15 protein-coding genes are annotated in these 14,887 nt (G+C 71.6%); 6 read left to right on the forward strand and 9 right to left on the reverse strand.

Translation table 11 applies throughout. The annotated features are described in order from the left end of the window. Positions 1-5 precede the first annotated feature (5 nt). From ACFXJ8_RS27090 to ACFXJ8_RS27100, 3 genes are read left to right on the forward strand one after another with little or no spacing between them, the layout of a single operon-like run. The gene (locus ACFXJ8_RS27090) at positions 6-2,324 is read left to right on the forward strand and encodes a hypothetical protein (RefSeq protein WP_379646774.1); all 2,319 of its coding nucleotides are present in this window, start codon (positions 6-8) and stop codon (positions 2,322-2,324) included. After that, complete coding sequence (locus tag ACFXJ8_RS27095; RefSeq protein WP_379646775.1) at positions 2,321-4,525, forward strand: FAD-dependent oxidoreductase; 2,205 nt, start codon at positions 2,321-2,323, stop codon at positions 4,523-4,525. Before ACFXJ8_RS27090 ends, ACFXJ8_RS27095 begins: the two co-directional genes overlap by 4 nt. 3 nt (positions 4,526-4,528) lie before the next feature. Next, positions 4,529-5,368, forward strand: a complete 840-nt coding sequence (locus ACFXJ8_RS27100; protein WP_379646776.1) for an NAD-dependent epimerase/dehydratase family protein — start codon at positions 4,529-4,531, stop codon at positions 5,366-5,368. A 16-nt stretch (positions 5,369-5,384) separates the two neighbouring features. Here the strand turns inward: ACFXJ8_RS27100 and ACFXJ8_RS27105 are convergent, their stop codons facing one another. From ACFXJ8_RS27105 to ACFXJ8_RS27115, 3 genes are read right to left on the reverse strand one after another with little or no spacing between them, the layout of a single operon-like run. Next, on the reverse strand, positions 5,385-5,861 hold the full coding sequence (locus ACFXJ8_RS27105) for an MSMEG_0567/Sll0786 family nitrogen starvation N-acetyltransferase (RefSeq protein ID WP_379646777.1): 477 nt from the start codon (positions 5,859-5,861) through the stop codon (positions 5,385-5,387). A gap of 7 nt (positions 5,862-5,868) precedes the next feature. Next, positions 5,869-6,972: an MSMEG_0568 family radical SAM protein gene (locus ACFXJ8_RS27110; protein WP_379646778.1), complete on the reverse strand. Its 1,104-nt coding sequence runs from the start codon at positions 6,970-6,972 to the stop codon at positions 5,869-5,871. A gap of 60 nt (positions 6,973-7,032) precedes the next feature. Next, positions 7,033-7,608 carry a hypothetical protein gene (locus ACFXJ8_RS27115; RefSeq protein ID WP_379646779.1) on the reverse strand — a complete coding sequence of 192 codons (576 nt, stop codon included), beginning with the start codon at positions 7,606-7,608 and terminating at the stop codon, positions 7,033-7,035. 174 nt (positions 7,609-7,782) lie between these two features. Here ACFXJ8_RS27115 and ACFXJ8_RS27120 point away from each other — a divergent pair, with 174 nt between their 5' ends. Together ACFXJ8_RS27120 and ACFXJ8_RS27125 are read left to right on the forward strand one after the other, a co-directional pair. Beyond that, a complete protein-coding gene (locus tag ACFXJ8_RS27120) occupies positions 7,783-9,309 on the forward strand; it encodes an FdrA family protein (protein ID WP_379646780.1) in 1,527 nt (508 codons plus the stop codon). An 8-nt stretch (positions 9,310-9,317) separates the two neighbouring features. Beyond that, positions 9,318-10,418: an MSMEG_0565 family glycosyltransferase gene (locus tag ACFXJ8_RS27125; RefSeq protein WP_379646781.1), complete on the forward strand. Its 1,101-nt coding sequence runs from the start codon at positions 9,318-9,320 to the stop codon at positions 10,416-10,418. Here ACFXJ8_RS27125 and ACFXJ8_RS27130 read toward each other — a convergent pair. The 6 genes from ACFXJ8_RS27130 to ACFXJ8_RS27155 all read right to left on the reverse strand — a co-directional run bounded on the left by ACFXJ8_RS27130 (position 10,400) and on the right by ACFXJ8_RS27155 (position 14,186). Then, entirely contained in the window at positions 10,400-10,762 is a 363-nt protein-coding gene (locus tag ACFXJ8_RS27130; protein ID WP_379646782.1) for a nitrile hydratase accessory protein, read from the reverse strand. The two genes, ACFXJ8_RS27125 and ACFXJ8_RS27130, sit on opposite strands and share 19 nt — an antisense overlap. Continuing rightward, complete coding sequence (gene nthA / locus ACFXJ8_RS27135) at positions 10,759-11,340, reverse strand: nitrile hydratase subunit alpha (protein WP_379646783.1); 582 nt, start codon at positions 11,338-11,340, stop codon at positions 10,759-10,761. The genes ACFXJ8_RS27130 and nthA overlap by 4 nt, the downstream gene beginning before the upstream one ends. Continuing rightward, positions 11,337-12,011 (reverse strand): nitrile hydratase subunit beta, encoded by a 675-nt coding sequence (gene nthB, locus ACFXJ8_RS27140; RefSeq protein WP_379646784.1) that lies wholly within the window; start codon positions 12,009-12,011, stop codon positions 11,337-11,339. Before nthB ends, nthA begins: the two co-directional genes overlap by 4 nt. A gap of 98 nt (positions 12,012-12,109) precedes the next feature. Beyond that, a complete protein-coding gene (locus ACFXJ8_RS27145; RefSeq protein ID WP_379646785.1) occupies positions 12,110-12,598 on the reverse strand; it encodes an MSMEG_0572/Sll0783 family nitrogen starvation response protein in 489 nt (162 codons plus the stop codon). A 14-nt stretch (positions 12,599-12,612) separates the two neighbouring features. Next, positions 12,613-12,858 carry a hypothetical protein gene (locus ACFXJ8_RS27150; protein WP_379646786.1) on the reverse strand — a complete coding sequence of 82 codons (246 nt, stop codon included), beginning with the start codon at positions 12,856-12,858 and terminating at the stop codon, positions 12,613-12,615. Further along, a complete protein-coding gene (locus ACFXJ8_RS27155) occupies positions 12,855-14,186 on the reverse strand; it encodes an FAD-dependent oxidoreductase (protein WP_379646787.1) in 1,332 nt (443 codons plus the stop codon). The genes ACFXJ8_RS27150 and ACFXJ8_RS27155 overlap by 4 nt, the downstream gene beginning before the upstream one ends. A 103-nt stretch (positions 14,187-14,289) precedes the next feature. On the opposite strand from ACFXJ8_RS27155, the gene ACFXJ8_RS27160 reads away from it, so the two are divergent. After that, positions 14,290-14,880, forward strand: a complete 591-nt coding sequence (locus ACFXJ8_RS27160; RefSeq protein ID WP_379646788.1) for a helix-turn-helix domain-containing protein — start codon at positions 14,290-14,292, stop codon at positions 14,878-14,880. The last annotated feature ends 7 nt before the right edge of the window (positions 14,881-14,887 follow it).

Consider the following 14,887-nt stretch of genomic DNA (forward strand, 5'->3'; position numbering starts at 1 on the left):
CCCCCATGCCCGACATCTCCCGCCGGTCCCTCATCCAAGCGTTCCCCGTCGCCGCAGGAGCGGCGATCGCGGGCGCCACCCCCACCGCCGCCCTCGCCTCCGGCCCCGCCACTGTCGCCACCACCGTCACCACCACTGGCACCACCACTGGCACCACCACTGGCACCACCACTGGCACCGCGCCGATCACCATCGAGGCCGACGGCATCACGCTGGTGGCCGAGGCCGACGGCAGCATCCTGGTCAGGGACCAGGCCGACCGCATCAGGCTCAGCCACTTCATGATCAAGGACAGTGTGCTCGGCCAGCAGCGCACCTTCGGAGGCACGCCCTCGGCCGTCACACTGCCGGACGGCACGCCGGCCATCCGGGTCGACTACAGGATGTCCGCGTCGGCACAGGCCGTCACGGTGCGTGGCCTCTTCACGGTCTCGGCGCGACGCGCGCACCTGCGATGGGAGGTGAGCGGCAGCACGACGCTCACCCCGAGCGGCTTCATGTTCGCCAGAACGGTGCTGAACCCGTCGGCCGCCGAGCGGTACCGGCCGGTGACCAGGTGGACGCGGGACCCCAGGGGCGGCGTGCCGTACGAGATCAACGACGGCGCGCTCTACCAGGAGACTTGGGCCGACACGCAGGCCTTCTTCAGGCTGGCCAGGACGACGCCCGGATTCACCAACGCCACCTGGATCCACGCGCCCGGCGACGCGGGCAACGTGACGACGGCCGAACTCGTGCTCGGCGCCATGCGGCCCGCGGCCGCGAACACGATCGCCGCGTCGGTCCCGCTCGGCGTCGACGCCTGGTCGGAGCAGCCCTTCGGCCTGTACGGCCCGGCCGCGCCGCTGGAGCTGAAGGCGCAGGTCGTGAACGGCGGCGCGCAGGCCCGCCAGGTGAAGCTGACCTGGTGGGCACGTGACTTCAACGGGCGCGAGCTCGCCCACGGCGACCTGACCAGGACGCTTGCCCCCGGCGCGATCTGGGACGAGTCGTTCACGATCAAGGGAGCGCCCCAAGGGATCGTGTTCACCGAGGTCAAGGCCGTGTCGGGCGGCGACGAGGCGTTCGCGAGGACGAACCTGGCCACGCTCGCACCGCACGCCTACCAGGCGGAGGGCAGGTTCGGCATCGCCAACTACGCCTGGATGCTCGTGCCGGACAAGGCGTCGGTCGGCACGCTGATGCAGAAGATCGGCGTCAAGTCGGTACGCATCGCCTACGAAGGCGCGCCCGGCCACTCCCCCGCCGAGCTCGACGCGCTCGGCATCCCGCACAACGTGCAACTCGGCGGCGTCATCTTCAACGGGACCGCCGAGCAGATCTCCGCGTGGGCCGATGATCGGGCGGCCATCGCGCGCGCCTCGGGCGCCCGCTACTTCGAGGTGGCCAACGAGCTGAACAATCCGTGGATGCAGGGGCAGAGGGTGCCCGAGTACATCAGGGACGGCCTGCGCCCCGTCCACGACCGGCTCAAGGGTTCCGGCATCAAGCTGATGAACTGCGGTCTGGGCGGCATGGACCATGTGTGGACCGCGAAGTTCAAGGAGGCGGGCGGCTGGGACCTGATCGACGCGTTCGCCTTCCACCCCGGCAGAGGCAACTTCACGCCCGACTACGCGCCGCCGCCCGAGGAGTGGGAGCTGGGAGCGAACGGGTCGTACTGGAACTTCCTCGGCGCGCTGCGCAAGGCCCGCCAGACGGTGGACGCCTACGGCGGCGGCAAGGAGCTGTGGCTGACCGAGGCCTACGCCTGCACCAGGCCCAACCGGTGGTGGAACGACACCCACCGCCAGGCGGCGGAGAACGTGCTGCTCACGCTTGCCCTGGCGGTATCGGAAGGAGTGGACGGGCTCAACTGGTACCAGCCGCACGACAGCACGATCCACCACCCGCAGGAGGCCGACCCCGCCAACCCCGAATACCACTTCGGGCTGTTGAACCGCGACACCAGCGCCAAACCGGCCCTGCTGGCCTACGCGACCGCGACCAGGGCACTGGAGGGGGCCACGTTCGTCCGCTGGCTGACCTTCCGCGACCCGGACATCAAGGGTCTGCTGTTCGACACGTGCGCCATCCTCTGGACCCGCAAGGATGGCTATGTCCTGAACGCCGACCACGGAGCCGACGAGTTCCACCCGCACCCCGAGGCGTGGGTGGATCACTGGCCCACCAAGACCCGCCTGAAGGTTCGCGCCACCGGATCGGCCGTGCGCGAGGTCGACTGCATCGGCCAGGAACGCTCGATCCCCGTCCTCGGCGGCAAGGCCCGGCTGAGGCTGGACGGCGCGCCCCGCATCTACTACGGATTGAGCCTGAGCCGATGAGACAAGAGACCATCAGCAGCGACATCACCGTGGTGGGCGGCGGGCTGGCCGGGGTCTGCGCGGCGATCGCCGCCGCCCGGCTCGGCCGTACGGTCGCCCTGGTCAACAACCGGCCGGTGCTGGGCGGCAACTCCAGCAGCGAGGTCAGGGTCTGGGTGTGCGGCGCGACGGGACACGGCAAGAACCATCACGCCCGCGAGGGCGGCATCATGGGCGAGCTGTTCCTCGAGAACCAGTACCGCAACCCGCACGGAAACCCGTACTTCTGGGACACCACGGTCCTCGACTTCGTCCGCGCGGAGCCGAACATCTCCCTCTTCCTCAACACCGACGTGCGCACCGTCTCCGCGTCACCGGACGGGATCTCGTCGGTCACCGGCTGGATGATGGGTTCGGAGCGGCTGATCGGCTTCGAGTCGCCGATCTTTCTCGACTGCACGGGCGACGGGCTGGTCGGCCACCTGGCGGGCGCCTCGTACCGGATCGGGCGCGAGGGCCGCGACGAGTACGGCGAGCCGTGGGCGCCCGCCGAACCCGACGACATCACGCTCGGCAGCACGCTGCTGTTCTACACCAAGGACGCGGGCGAGCCCGTCCGCTACATCCCGCCGTCGTTCGCCAAGGACATCACCCGGACCTCGATCCCCGAACGAAGGATCATCAAAGCGGGTGACAACGGCTGCGCGTACTGGTGGATCGAGTTCGGCGGCGAGCTCGACACCGTGCACGACAACGACCGCATCCGCGACGAGCTGTGGTCGGTGATCTACGGCATCTGGGACCACATCAAGAACTCCGGCCGGTTCGACGCCGACACGATGACCCTCGAATGGGTGGGCGCCCTGCCCGGCAAGCGGGAGTATCGCCGCTTCCTCGGCGACTACGTGCTCACCCAGCACGACGTGCTCGGGCAGACGCCGTTCGAGGACAGGGTGGCGTTCGGCGGCTGGTCGATCGACCTGCACCCGCCCCAGGGCATGTACGCCACCGAGGCCGGCGCCAGGCAGCGCTACGCCGACGGCGTCTACCACATCCCCTACCGGTCGCTGTACTCGGTGAACGTGCCCAACCTGCTCATGGCCGGGCGCAACATCTCCGCCTCCCACGTGGCCTTCGGCTCGACGCGGGTGATGGCCACCTGTGCGACGATCGGCCAGGCGGCGGGCACCGCGGCGGCGCTCAGCGTCTCCTCCGGCCTGCCCCCGCGCCATCTGCCGGTCGGCGAGCTGCAGCGCACCCTGCTGCGGCAGGACGCCTCCATCGTCGGCCTGGCCCTCGACGATCCCGTCGACCTGGCCGGCGCCGCCACCGCGACCGCGTCGAGCACGCTCACCCGGCTCGTGGTGGACGCCGCGGCCGACACCTGGCCGCTAGAGGCCGACGCCGGGATCGTCCTTCCCGCCGACCCCGCCCTGAGCGGGGTCCGGCTCCTGGTCGACGCGGCCGAGGACACGTCGCTGACCGTCGAACTGCACGACCCCGTGCTCGGCCAGAACTACGTGCCGCGCGAGCTGGTCACCACCCGGGTCATCGCCCTTCCCGCGGGCGAGAAACAGTGGATCGACCTGGGCGTGGACTGGCGGCCCGACACCCCGCGCAACGCCTTCCTCGTCGTCAAGGCCGACCCGCTCGTCTCGCTGCACCTCGCCGACCAGCCGACGCCGGGGGTGCTCTGCCTCACCCGTGTCCCTCTGCGGCCCCAGGACGAGTCTCCCCAGCCGCTGCGGGAATGGAGCGACGCGGGGCTGCTGCGCCGTACGTTCTGCCTGGAAACGGGGCGGACGCAGGCGTTCGCTCCCGGCAAGGCCCTCGACGGCTACCAGCGGCCCTACGCGGGCCCGCACCTGTGGGTGTCCGGCGCCGTGCCCGCCTCGCTCGACCTGCGCTGGCCCGAGCCGGTGACGATCGGACGGGTCGAGGTGATCGCCGACGACGACGTGAACGAGGACCTGATCAACCTCCACCACCACCGCACGCCGTTCGAGGTGATCCCTACGCTGGTGCGCGACTACCGCGTCGAAGCCCTGGTGGGTCAGGCCTGGCGGCCGGTCGCCGAGGTGCGCGCCAACCGCCGCCGCCGCAACATCCACCCCCTGGCCGCGCCGGTGACGACCGACGGGTTGAGAATCGTGGTGGAGTCCACCAACGGCGCGCCCTCGGCCCATCTGGTCGCGATCCGCGCCTACGCGCCGGAGGAGTAGCGGGTGAATCGAACACTGGTGACAGGGGCGGCGGGCCGCATCGGACGGATGGTGCTCGCCCTGCTGGCCGAGCGCGGCACCGAGGCCGTCGCGCTGGTGCTGGAGGACCCGGGCGACCTGGCCGCCGGTCACGTGGTGGAGGGCGACGCGACGGACCCGAAGGCGGTGCGGGCCGCGCTCGAGAATGTCGACGCGGTCGTCCACCTGGCGGCGATCCCCACCCCCGAACGGCTGCCGGCCGAGCAGGTGTTCGCGGTCAACACGCAATCCACCTTCACCGTCCTGGAGCAGGCCGGGCTGGCGGGGGTGCGGAGGGCGTGCTTGGCCAGTTCGATGGCCGCCGACGGTCTGGCCTTCGCCGCGCGGCCGCTCCACCCCGCCTACGTGCCGGTCGACGCGGACCTGCCCGGCCAGGCCGAGGACCCCTACGCGCTGTCCAAGCAGACCGACGAGTTGACGGCGCGGATGATGGCCCGCCGGCACGGCATGGGGGTGATCGCGCTGCGCCTGCCGTACGTGGGCGGCTTCGAGGAGCGGCTCGTCGCGTTCGCGGCACGCTGCGCGGCCGACCCCGGACTGCACGCGCCCGGTCTGTGGGCCTACCTGGAGACCCGTGACGCGGCCCGCGCCTGCCTGCTCGCGCTGGAGGTGCCCGGGCCCGGCGCGCACGTGGTCACCGTCGCCGCGCCCGAGACGCTCGTTCCGCACCCGACTGAGGAGTTGCTGCGCCGCTACCACCCGGAAGCGGAGATCCGCCGGCCGCTGCCGGGACGGACGGTCCCCGTGGATCTGTCGGCCGCGCAGAGCCTGCTCGGCTTCACCGCCGAACACCGCCTTCCCTAGGAACCCTCGGCCTTCCCTAGGAACCCTCGGCCCGGGGTCGCAGGTCGATCGCCATGGGCTGGTGCGGCAGGTTGACGTAGGTCTCCACCTCGCCGTCACAGTGCCAGCCCAGGCGCTGGAAGTAGCCCACGTTGCGCAGCTGGATGTGGGCGACCATCACCAGGCCGCCGCGTTCGGCCGCGGTCCTGACCGCGTAGCGCACCAGCGGCGTTCCGAGGCCATGAACACGATACTCCGGCAGGACGGCCAGGCGGTCGCCCTGCCAGCGCTCGCCGGCCGGATCCAGCGGGTAGAGCCGGACCGCTCCCCCGATCGTCGTGCCCGCGTAGGCGACCACGTGGATGGTCAGCGGGTCGTCGTCGCGGGCGTCGCGGTCGGAGCCGTCGAAGACGTGCTGCTCCTCGACGAAGACGCGGTGCCGTACCGCATGATGGGCCGCCAGCTCGGCGGGGGTGGCGGCCGGGCGGCAGGCTGTGGTGAGCGTTTCGAGCATGGCACCCTCAGGCGGCCGGACGCGGTCCGATGTGGAGCAGCGGCTCCATCGAGCTCAGGCCCGAACAGGCCTGGCAGCGGGCGCAGCCTGCCTTGGTGGTGGCGGACGTCATGCCGCGCCTGGCCATGTAGGCGAGGACCTTGGCGTAGATCGGCCGCGTGTAGGAGCGCGGCGGCGGCTTCCAATCGGCCATGGGAGTGCCGACCACCGGGCGCAGCGGCACGATGAACGGGTAGACGCCGGCGTCGACGGCTCGCCGGCAGCCGTCGACGGTCAGCTGGGGGTCCTCCCCCATGCCGAGGATCACGTACGTCGAGACCTGCCCGGCGCCGAAGACGGAGACGGCCCGCTCCCACGCCGCGAAGTAGCCCTCGATGCCGGTGCGCGCCTTGGCGGGCGCGACGCGCGCCAGGACGGCGGGGTCGAAGGTCTCGATGTGGATGCCGACCGAGTCGATGCCCATGGCGCCCACCTGGTCGATCACGTCCAGGTCGAGAGGCGGCTCGAACTGCGCTTCGACGGGGAGCCCGCTGGCCTGCTTGACGGCCTGGCCGCAGCGTCCGACGTACAGGGCGCCGCGGTCGGCGCCGCGGGTGCTGCCGGTCGTCAGAGTGGCGTCGACGGCGCCGTCGAGGTCACGGGCCGCGACCGCCACCTCGGCGAGCTGCTCGGGTGTCTTGCGGGCGATGGTACGGCCGGCCGCGAGCGAGAGGCCGATCCCGCAGAACCGGCACTGGTCGTCGTTGCCCCAGTAGGCGCAGTGCTGCACGACCGTGCTCGCCACCGAGTCGAGATGCAGCAGGGCGATCTGCCAGTACGGCACGCCGTCGGCGGTGGTCAGGTCGTAGAAGCGGGGCCGGCGCTGGGCGGCGGCGTCGGCCAGCCGTACCCCGTCGCGGTAGATGCCGTAGCCGTCGTCCTCGGCGCGCAGCACGTACGGCGAGTCCTTGGCGACCCCCTCGGTAGGTGCCGTGACGGCATGTCCCCCCACCCAGAGCATCCCGCAGTCGGTGGGCCCGGCGCCGCCGGTGCGCCGCTCCATCTGTGCCTCGAGCCGCAGGCCCCGAGCCTGGAGGTCGAGGATGAGCTCGCTGACGTCGGTAGCCGTCACGACAGGCACCTCCCGTGCCCTACCACCAGATCAGCCGATTCTACCAAAATAGGATTGGCGTTAACTTTCCGACGCGAACGCCTGCCGTACCCGCTCGATGGCCGCGAGCCACGCCTCGCGCGAGGTGAACTCCTCCACGTGTACGGCGTCGCCGGTGACCTCCAGCCGGTAGGTGATGACCGGCTCGGCGACCACCGAGCGGACCATGATGCTGCCGGTCGCCAGGTGCATCTCCACCCACTGCGCCCGCCCGCCGCGCCAGGCCGCGTCGTCGGGCTCCTCCAGGACTGCCCACTCCTGCCCGGCGGCCCTGGCCTGTTCGACCGACCGCTCCCCCATCGAGGTGAGCAGTTCGCGGAAGCGCTGCGACATCGCCGCCTCGATCACCAGCTGGGCGTCGAGCCCGTCCATCGGCACGTCCAGGCTGTCGAGCCAGCCGCCCATCTCCGCTTCCACGGCGGCCAGTGCCGCGGGGTCGCCGACGTCGGCGAGGCGCCGGGCGAGCGCGCCGACCAGCCGCAAAGCCCGCTGGTAGCGCTCGGCGTCGACCATCGCGAGCGGGAAGAGCCGGTCCTCGGCGGCTCGCAGCCGCCGGGCCAGCTCGGTGTACTCCGGAGGGATCCGACCGCTTGGCAAGGCTTGTCTCGTTCACTATGGTCAGTGTGACAAGTCGGATCCTAGACGGCATTCGGGTGATTCGCCAGAACGGCGAAGGGTGGAGCCCGTGCACAGCACCGCGGTCGTCGCGCTCGGCGGGAACACGTTCACCCGCCGGGGCCAGGCGGGCGCGCCCGCGGGCCTGGGGGCGGCGTGAAAGCGGCCGTGCGCGTGCTGCGCGACACCTACCTCGACTCCGTCCTCCAGCTCCTCGGCGCCCGGGCGATGCTCAGGGCCGACGGGGTGGAGTGGGCGACGGCCGTGATGGCGACCGCGGCCAACCTCGACGCCCTTAGGCACGAGGGCTTCGATCCCCCTGAGGCGGGCCCCAACGATCTGGTCTTCGCGGTGCGTGCCGCCGACGAGTCCGACACGGCGGCGGCCTTCGCGGACGGCGAGCGGGCGATGTTCGCCGCCCACGGAGGCGGGCCGGACGAGCGAGCGTTGTCCGGGGCTGACGGGGGCGAGCGGGCGACGTCCGGAGCTCACCCGCGCTCTCTGGAAGAGGCGTTGGACCGCCAGCCCGGCAGCACCGTCGCCGTCGTCTCCGTCCCGGGCGACTACGCCGCCCTGGAAGCCCACAAGGCGCTCAGCCACGGCCTCGACGTGCTGCTGTTCAGCGACAACGTCTCCGTCGCCGACGAGATCGCGCTCAAGGAGCATGCCGCGCGGCGGGGCCGCCTGCTCATGGGGCCCGGCGCGGGTACGGCGCTGCTCGCGGGGGTCGGGCTCGGTTTCGCCAACGTGGTGCGTTCCGGGCCCGTCGGGGTCGTCGCGGCGGCCGGCACCGGCGCTCAGGAGGCCATGTGCCTGCTCGACCGCTGGGGCGTCGGCCTCTCGCAGGTCATCGGGGTGGGCGGGCGCGACCTGACCCGCGCCGTCGGCGGGCGGATGACCGCGCGGGCGATCGAGGCGCTCGACGACGACCCGGCGACCGAGTTGATCCTGGTCGTGTCCAAGCCGCCCGACGTGGAGGTGGCGCGGCGGGTGATGGCCGCCGCGCGGAAGACCCCGCTCGTGGCCGCCCTGGTGGGGATGGAGGGCGGCCTGCCGGGCGCGCACGTGGCGGACACGCTCGAAGGCGGCGTCGTCAAAGTGCTGGAACTGCTGGGCAGGCCCGTTCCCGACCTCGACCGGCGGCACGGCCCGAGCGTGGCGGAGGCCGTCGCCCGTCTCTCGCCGGAGCGGACCACGGTGCGCGGCCTGTTCTCCGGCGGCACGCTCTGCTACGAGGCGATCGTGCTGCTGAGCCGTACCGTGGGGCCGGTGTGGTCCAACACGCCGATCGACCCGCGCTACGGCCTGCCCGCGCCGCCGGGCTCCCATGTCTGCCTGGATCTCGGGGAGGAGGAGTACACCAGAGGCAGGCCCCACCCGATGATCGACCCGGAGGCACGCGTGGAGCTGCTGCGCGAGAGTGGCCAGGACGTCGCCGTCGTGCTGCTCGACGTCGTGCTCGGCCATGGCGCGCACCCCGACCCGGCCGGGATCCTTGCGCCCGAGCTCTCCCGCCTCGACGGCCCGCAGGTGGTGGCCTACGTCCTGGGCACGGAGCTGGATCCGCAGGGCTACCAGGAGCAGGTACGGCGCCTCGCCGAGGCCGGATGCGTGGTCACCGAGACCGCCGCCCGCGCGGCGCGCACCGCGGCGGCGATCGCCACCAGGCGGGCCGCCCCATGAGCCGCCCCATGAGCCGCGTCGCGCTCCTGACGTACTCCACCAAACCGCGCGGCGGGGTCGTCCACACTCTCGCCCTGGCCGAGGCGCTCGCCGACCTGGGCGTCGACGTCCACGTCTTCGCCCTCGGCACCGAGGGCTTCTTCCGCCCGCTGAAGGTGCCGTTCACCCTGTTCCCCGTCACGGTCGAGACCGACTCCCTGGAGGAGAAGGTCTTCGCCTCGGTCCACGCCATGGTCACCGGGCTGGCGAAGGTCGCCGGTGACTTCGACATCCTGCATGCCCAGGACTGCATCTCTGGGCGGGCCGCCCCGCAGGTGCACGACCGGGTGGTGCGCACCGTGCATCACGTCGACCGGTTCTCCACCCCTGCCCTCGTCGACTGCCAGCGCAGGGCGATCGTGGAGCCCGGCCACGTTCTGGTGGTCAGCGAGCACTGGCGGCGCGTGCTGCTGCGGGAGTACGGCGTCGCCGCCCAGGTGGTCCGCAACGGCGTCGACCCGGCCCGCTTCCCGCCGGTGAGCGCCGAGCGACGGGCCTGCCTGCGCGCGACCGTCGGCGCGCAGGACCGGTTCTTGCTGCTGGCCGTCGGCGGCATCGAGCCGCGCAAGGGGAGCAAGACGCTTTTCCGCGCCCTCGGCCTGCTGCGGGGACGGCGTCCGGTGCTGGCGATCCTGGGCGGCCAGTCCTTCCGCGACTACGAGGCCTACCGCCGTGAGGCGCTGGCGCTGCTGCCCCCTCTCGGCCAGGACGTGGTGCAGGTCGGGACGGTCTCGGAGGAACTGCTGGGCGCGTGGTACCGCAGCGCCGACGCGCTGGTCTACCCGTCGATCGAGGAAGGCTTCGGCCTGGCCGCGCTGGAGGCGCACGCCGCCGACCTGCCGGTGGTGGCCAGCGATCTGCCGGTGTTCAGGGAGTTCCTCACCCATGGCAGGGACGCCCTGCTGCCCGCCGTCGGCGACCCGGTGGCGCTCGCCGAGGCGATCGAGCAGGTCATGACCGACGAGGCGCTGCGCGCCACCCTCGTCGCCGGCGGTCGCACCGTGGTGCCGCGCTTCACCTGGGCGGCCTCCGCCGCCCGGCATGCCGAGATCTACCGGTCGATCACCTGATCGCGCCCTGGAATGCCGGTCGCGGTCATGTGGTCGTGCCCGGCGGGCCGGGCGGCCAGCCGGGCCGCCCGCTCCCCCACCTCACCCTCGGTCACCTCGCCCTTGACGAGCAGCACCTGTTCGAGCGCCTCGAACCAGCAGACGTAGTACCCGGCCTCCGGCTCGGCGGCGATCCGCGCGATCAGCACCTGACGGAAGTCCTCCCAGTCGAAGGCGCCCGCCTGACTGGCCGCCATCGCCAGGCCGAACGCCCGGCCCTCCCACGGCTCGGCGAAGACGAGTTCGCCGTTGGAGCGCGGCGGCGCGGCCGGGCTGCCGACGTCGAGGCGGAACGGGAGCGTCATGTCGTCACCTGGGCGACGCCCACCATGGCATCCCGGGTGACGAGCGGGACGAGCTGCTCCTCGGAGTACTCCTCCGTTCCCGCGGGCCTGACGGGGAGCACGAAGTAGCGCACCTCGGAGCTGCTGTCCCACACCTGGATGTCGACGTCGCCCGGCAGCCGCAGGCCCATCTCGGCCAGCACCGCCCGCGGCTCACGGACCATCCTGGAGCGGTAGGCCGGATCCTTGTACCAGGAGGGCGGCAGGCCCAGCAGCGGCCACGGGTAGCAGGAGCACAGCGTGCAGACGACCACGTTGTGCAGGCGGGGGGTGTTCTCGACGACTACGATGTGCTCGCCCTGCGGCCCCTTGAACCCGAGTTCGGCGACGGCGGCGGTGCCGTCGGCGAGCAGCCGCCGCCGGTAGTCCGGGTCGGTCCACGCCCTCGCCACGACGCGCGCGCCGTTGAGCGGGCCGACGTCCGTCTCGTACATCCGGATGAACTTGTCCATGACCGCCGGATCGACCAGACCTCGCTCGACCAGCAGTTCTTCGAGCGCCTCGACCCGCAGGTCGATCGGCACCCGCTCGTGCGTCATGGCGCCTCCTCCAGGTAGTCCTCGTAGAGGTCGACGTGGACCGCGAACGGCTCGGCGTCCGGGCCGAACAGCTCGGCGGAGTCGAAGCGCACCGCGTACACCCACTGGGCGTTCTCGCCCTGGAAGTGGGCGTTGGTGTCCGGCAGGACCTGCGCGGGCTGGACGATCGCGACGCGGCCCGTGCGCCCCATCACGTACCTGGGAAGGCGCGTGTGCCCGGGCGGGTCGAAGACCTTCGCGCGTACGGCCGAGCCGACGGCGAACCGGGGTGGCGACGACACCTCCCGCAGGGGGCCCGCGGCGGTCGGGGTGTAGTCCGGCTTGTCCGGCGTCGGCGGCCCAGGCTCGTCGACCGAGCCGCCCAGGAGGTTGGCGGCGCGCGCCTCCACGGTTCCCGGCGCGATGATCGAGCTGTCGAGCAGCAGGTTCTCCGCGCCGTGCAGCCACCGGCCGTAGTAGCCGTCGTCCAGGTAGTCCCGCCGGTCGAGGCGGTTCATCGCGTGCCGGAAGGCGTCGAGGTTGGTTCCGGACAGCCGCATCGACAGCAGGGCGAGCGCGAAGGCGCGGGCCTGCCATCGCGCCGCGAAGACCGGCTCACCGGGTTCGGGGACCGTCACGGGGCCCCAGCCCTCGGTGCCGCCCATGTCGTGAATCCCGGTCGCTTTGCTCATCGTGGCCTCCCACGTCTGCGCAGGACGAAAGCGAGCCCTCACCTCGGACGTCGGGCGGGCGAGAGCGGGCCCTCAGACCGGCAGCTCAAACAGGCAGCTCAAACCGTCCATGTGTTCAGCTGGAACGCGCCTTCCTTCCACGCGGTGAGCGCCGAGTCGAGCACGTCCAGCGGGTTGAACGGGGTCACGCCCGGGATCAGGTCGTCCTCGCGGAACCCGTAGAGCGCGCCCATCGCGAACCGGCAGGCGTAGATCGTCGCGCCCTCCTTGAGGAGGGTCTTGATCTGGTTGTTGATCGCGAGGTGTCCGGGGAAGGCTTCCTGGCCGACGCCCGGGTAACCGCGTGTGCCCGAGGCGAGCAGCACGCCGGGGCCGTACAGGATGATGTGCACATCGAAGCCCTTGCGCACCAGCCGGGTGGAGGTGAGCAGGTTGACGAGGGCGACCGAGCCCTCGTACGGGACCGTGTGGATGAAGATGAACGCCTTCTGCCCCGGTTCGGCTTGGATGTCGGGGAACACCTTCTCTTCAGGGTTGTAGAGGGTCTCGCCCTCCTGCGGCAGAGTGGTGGAGACGGTCTTCGGCATGTGAGCTCCTTGGACTAGATGGCCGGGCCGACCGGCCTCGTCGGCGTGGACCAGTGCTTGCGGTGGCTGCCGGGCATCGCGGCCAGCAGCCGGCGGCGGATCGGCCAGGGCGTGAGCCGGTAGATCGGGACGAAGATCCGGCGCCAGAAGAAGGAGCCGCGGGACGGCGGCGGCCGCTGGCCGTGGGCGCGCGCCACCCGCGCTTGCGCGTCCCTGAGCAGGTACTGCTGGGCGTTCTCTCGCAGCCACCGCGTGATCATGACGCCACTCCGGCCTGCGCGGCCGTGACGATGGGCTCGTTGAGCGCGCCGATCGGCGGCGAGTAGACGTTCTCCATGGCGGCCAGGTCGTGCAGCGTGATGCCCTTCTTGATGGCGAGCGCCAGGAAGTCCGCGCGTTCCTTGATGCCCTCGCCGCCGACCAGTTGCGCCCCGATGAGGCGCAGGGTGCCGGGTTGGGCCAGGAGCTTGACCGTGACCGGCCTGACCCCCGGGTAGTAGCGCGCCCTGGAGATGCCGGTCGCCTTGCCGATCACGAACGGGATGCCCAGCGCCGTCGCCGCCACCTCGCCGAGCGCGGCCCCGCCGATCATCCACGCGCCCGCGACCATCCCCCACGGCACATAGACCGGCTCGTAGGCGCGGTCCCCGCCCGCGGCGTTGGTGCCCGCCACCTTGCCCTGGGCGTAGGCGTGGCTGCCGGTGAGCCCCTGCAGGGGCAGGCCGCCGAGGCCGTGCGGGATCTCGCAGACGTCGCCCGCCGCCCACACGTGCGGCGCCGACGTGCTCATGTGGTCGTCGACGACCAGCCCTCCGGTCGAGCCCGTCCTGAGACCGGCGGCGACGGCCAGCGCGTTGTTGGCGACCTTGTGGGTCGCCACCACGACCAGTTCGGCGGGCAACTCGCCGGCAGAACTCATCACAGCGCGGACGTGGCCTCGCTGGTCGCCGAGGAAGGCCTGGAGCTTGGTGTCCCAGTGCATCGTCACGCCCATTTCGGCCCACGACTCCTGGACCGGGGCGACGGTGTCGGGATCGCACAGCTCGCCGAGCGCCCACGGGTGCGGATCGATGACATGGGTGTCGATCCCGCGATGGGCGAGGGCGGTGACCATCTCCAGGCCGAGGGGCGAGGCCTCGAGGACGACCGCGTGCCGTACGCTGTCGAGGATCTTGTCCCATTCCATGGCCCTGCGGATGTTCTTGACGTAGTAGAGGCCGCCGAGCTCCTCGCCCGGCACGCCGGGCGGCTTGTAGTCGAAGCCGGTGGCGACGACCAGCGCGTCGTAGCCGACCTCGCCTTCGCCCTCGATCTCGACGGTCCGCGCCGCCGGGTCGAAGGAGCGGGCGGTCGTCTCGTACCTGACGTCGATCCCCGCGTCGGCGTAGGCCTGCTTGTCGGCCAGGAAAAGCGCGGAGAAGTCGGGGATCTCCTTGCCGTGGACGTACGGGATGCCGCACGGGCTGTAGCCCACGTCCTCGAACTGGGTGTAGACGATCACTTCCGTCGAAGGGGCGGCGGCCTTCGCCGCACCCGCCGCTCCGATGCCGGCGGCGCCGCCGCCGATGATGACCACCCTCCGTGCCATGGACTCAGCTCCCGCCCGTACGGCACAATATCCATACATTATAGAGGACTTCGCGTTGACTATCCTGCTTGACGGTTCGCGAAGTCGATGACAAGGGGATGGCATGACCGAGGCGGGCGAACAGGGTCAGGTCGACGAGATCGTCAGCCAGATCGGTCCGAAGCTGCGCGGTCTTCGCCGAGCACAGCGCCACTCGTTGCAACAGCTGGCGGCCATCAGCGACGTCTCCGCCGCGGCCATCCACAAGATCGAACGCAACGGGATGGTCCCGACGATCACCACGCTGCTCAAGCTGGGCACCGCCCTCGGCGTCCCGGTCAGGTACTTCGTCGAGGAGGACGAGCAGCCGCCCGAGCCGGTGCACCACACGCCGCGCGACCGCCGCCCGACCGTCTACACGCCGCACGAGGGGCTGGCGCTGGCCGGGATCAGCGGCTCCTACCGGCAGTTCCAGACGGCGGCGGCCGTGGCGACGGTCCTGCCGGGCGCGTCGAGCGGTGACAAGCTCATGCAGCACCCGGGCGAGGAACTGGTCCACGTCACCGAGGGCGTGCTGACCTTCAAGATCGGTGAGCGGACCTACGCGCTGGCCGAGGGCGACTCCCTGCACTTCGCGGGTGAGGTGCCGCACCACTGGGAGAACGAGGGCGACCACCCGGCCAAGGCGATCTGGATCGCGCTGCGCAACGGTTAGGCCGCGG

The sequence above is a fragment of the Nonomuraea sp. NPDC059194 genome (assembly GCF_042754765.1).
Taxonomy (GTDB): domain Bacteria; phylum Actinomycetota; class Actinomycetes; order Streptosporangiales; family Streptosporangiaceae; genus Nonomuraea.

Bases quoted from the DNA above. Each gene is read 5' to 3' on its own strand.
- ACFXJ8_RS27090 (WP_379646774.1), top strand. From the start codon at position 6: ATGCCCGACATCTCCCGCCGGTCCCTCATCCAAGCGTTCCCCGTCGCC.
- ACFXJ8_RS27095 (WP_379646775.1), top strand. From the start codon at position 2,321: ATGAGACAAGAGACCATCAGCAGCGACATCACCGTGGTGGGCGGCGGG.
- ACFXJ8_RS27105 (WP_379646777.1), bottom strand. From the start codon at position 5,861: ATGCTCGAAACGCTCACCACAGCCTGCCGCCCGGCCGCCACCCCCGCC.
- ACFXJ8_RS27125 (WP_379646781.1), top strand. From the start codon at position 9,318: ATGAGCCGCGTCGCGCTCCTGACGTACTCCACCAAACCGCGCGGCGGG.
- ACFXJ8_RS27130 (WP_379646782.1), bottom strand. From the start codon at position 10,762: ATGACGCTCCCGTTCCGCCTCGACGTCGGCAGCCCGGCCGCGCCGCCG.
- nthA (WP_379646783.1), bottom strand. From the start codon at position 11,340: ATGACGCACGAGCGGGTGCCGATCGACCTGCGGGTCGAGGCGCTCGAA.
- nthB (WP_379646784.1), bottom strand. From the start codon at position 12,011: ATGAGCAAAGCGACCGGGATTCACGACATGGGCGGCACCGAGGGCTGG.
- ACFXJ8_RS27145 (WP_379646785.1), bottom strand. From the start codon at position 12,598: ATGCCGAAGACCGTCTCCACCACTCTGCCGCAGGAGGGCGAGACCCTC.
- ACFXJ8_RS27150 (WP_379646786.1), bottom strand. From the start codon at position 12,858: ATGATCACGCGGTGGCTGCGAGAGAACGCCCAGCAGTACCTGCTCAGG.
- ACFXJ8_RS27155 (WP_379646787.1), bottom strand. From the start codon at position 14,186: ATGGCACGGAGGGTGGTCATCATCGGCGGCGGCGCCGCCGGCATCGGA.
- ACFXJ8_RS27160 (WP_379646788.1), top strand. From the start codon at position 14,290: ATGACCGAGGCGGGCGAACAGGGTCAGGTCGACGAGATCGTCAGCCAG.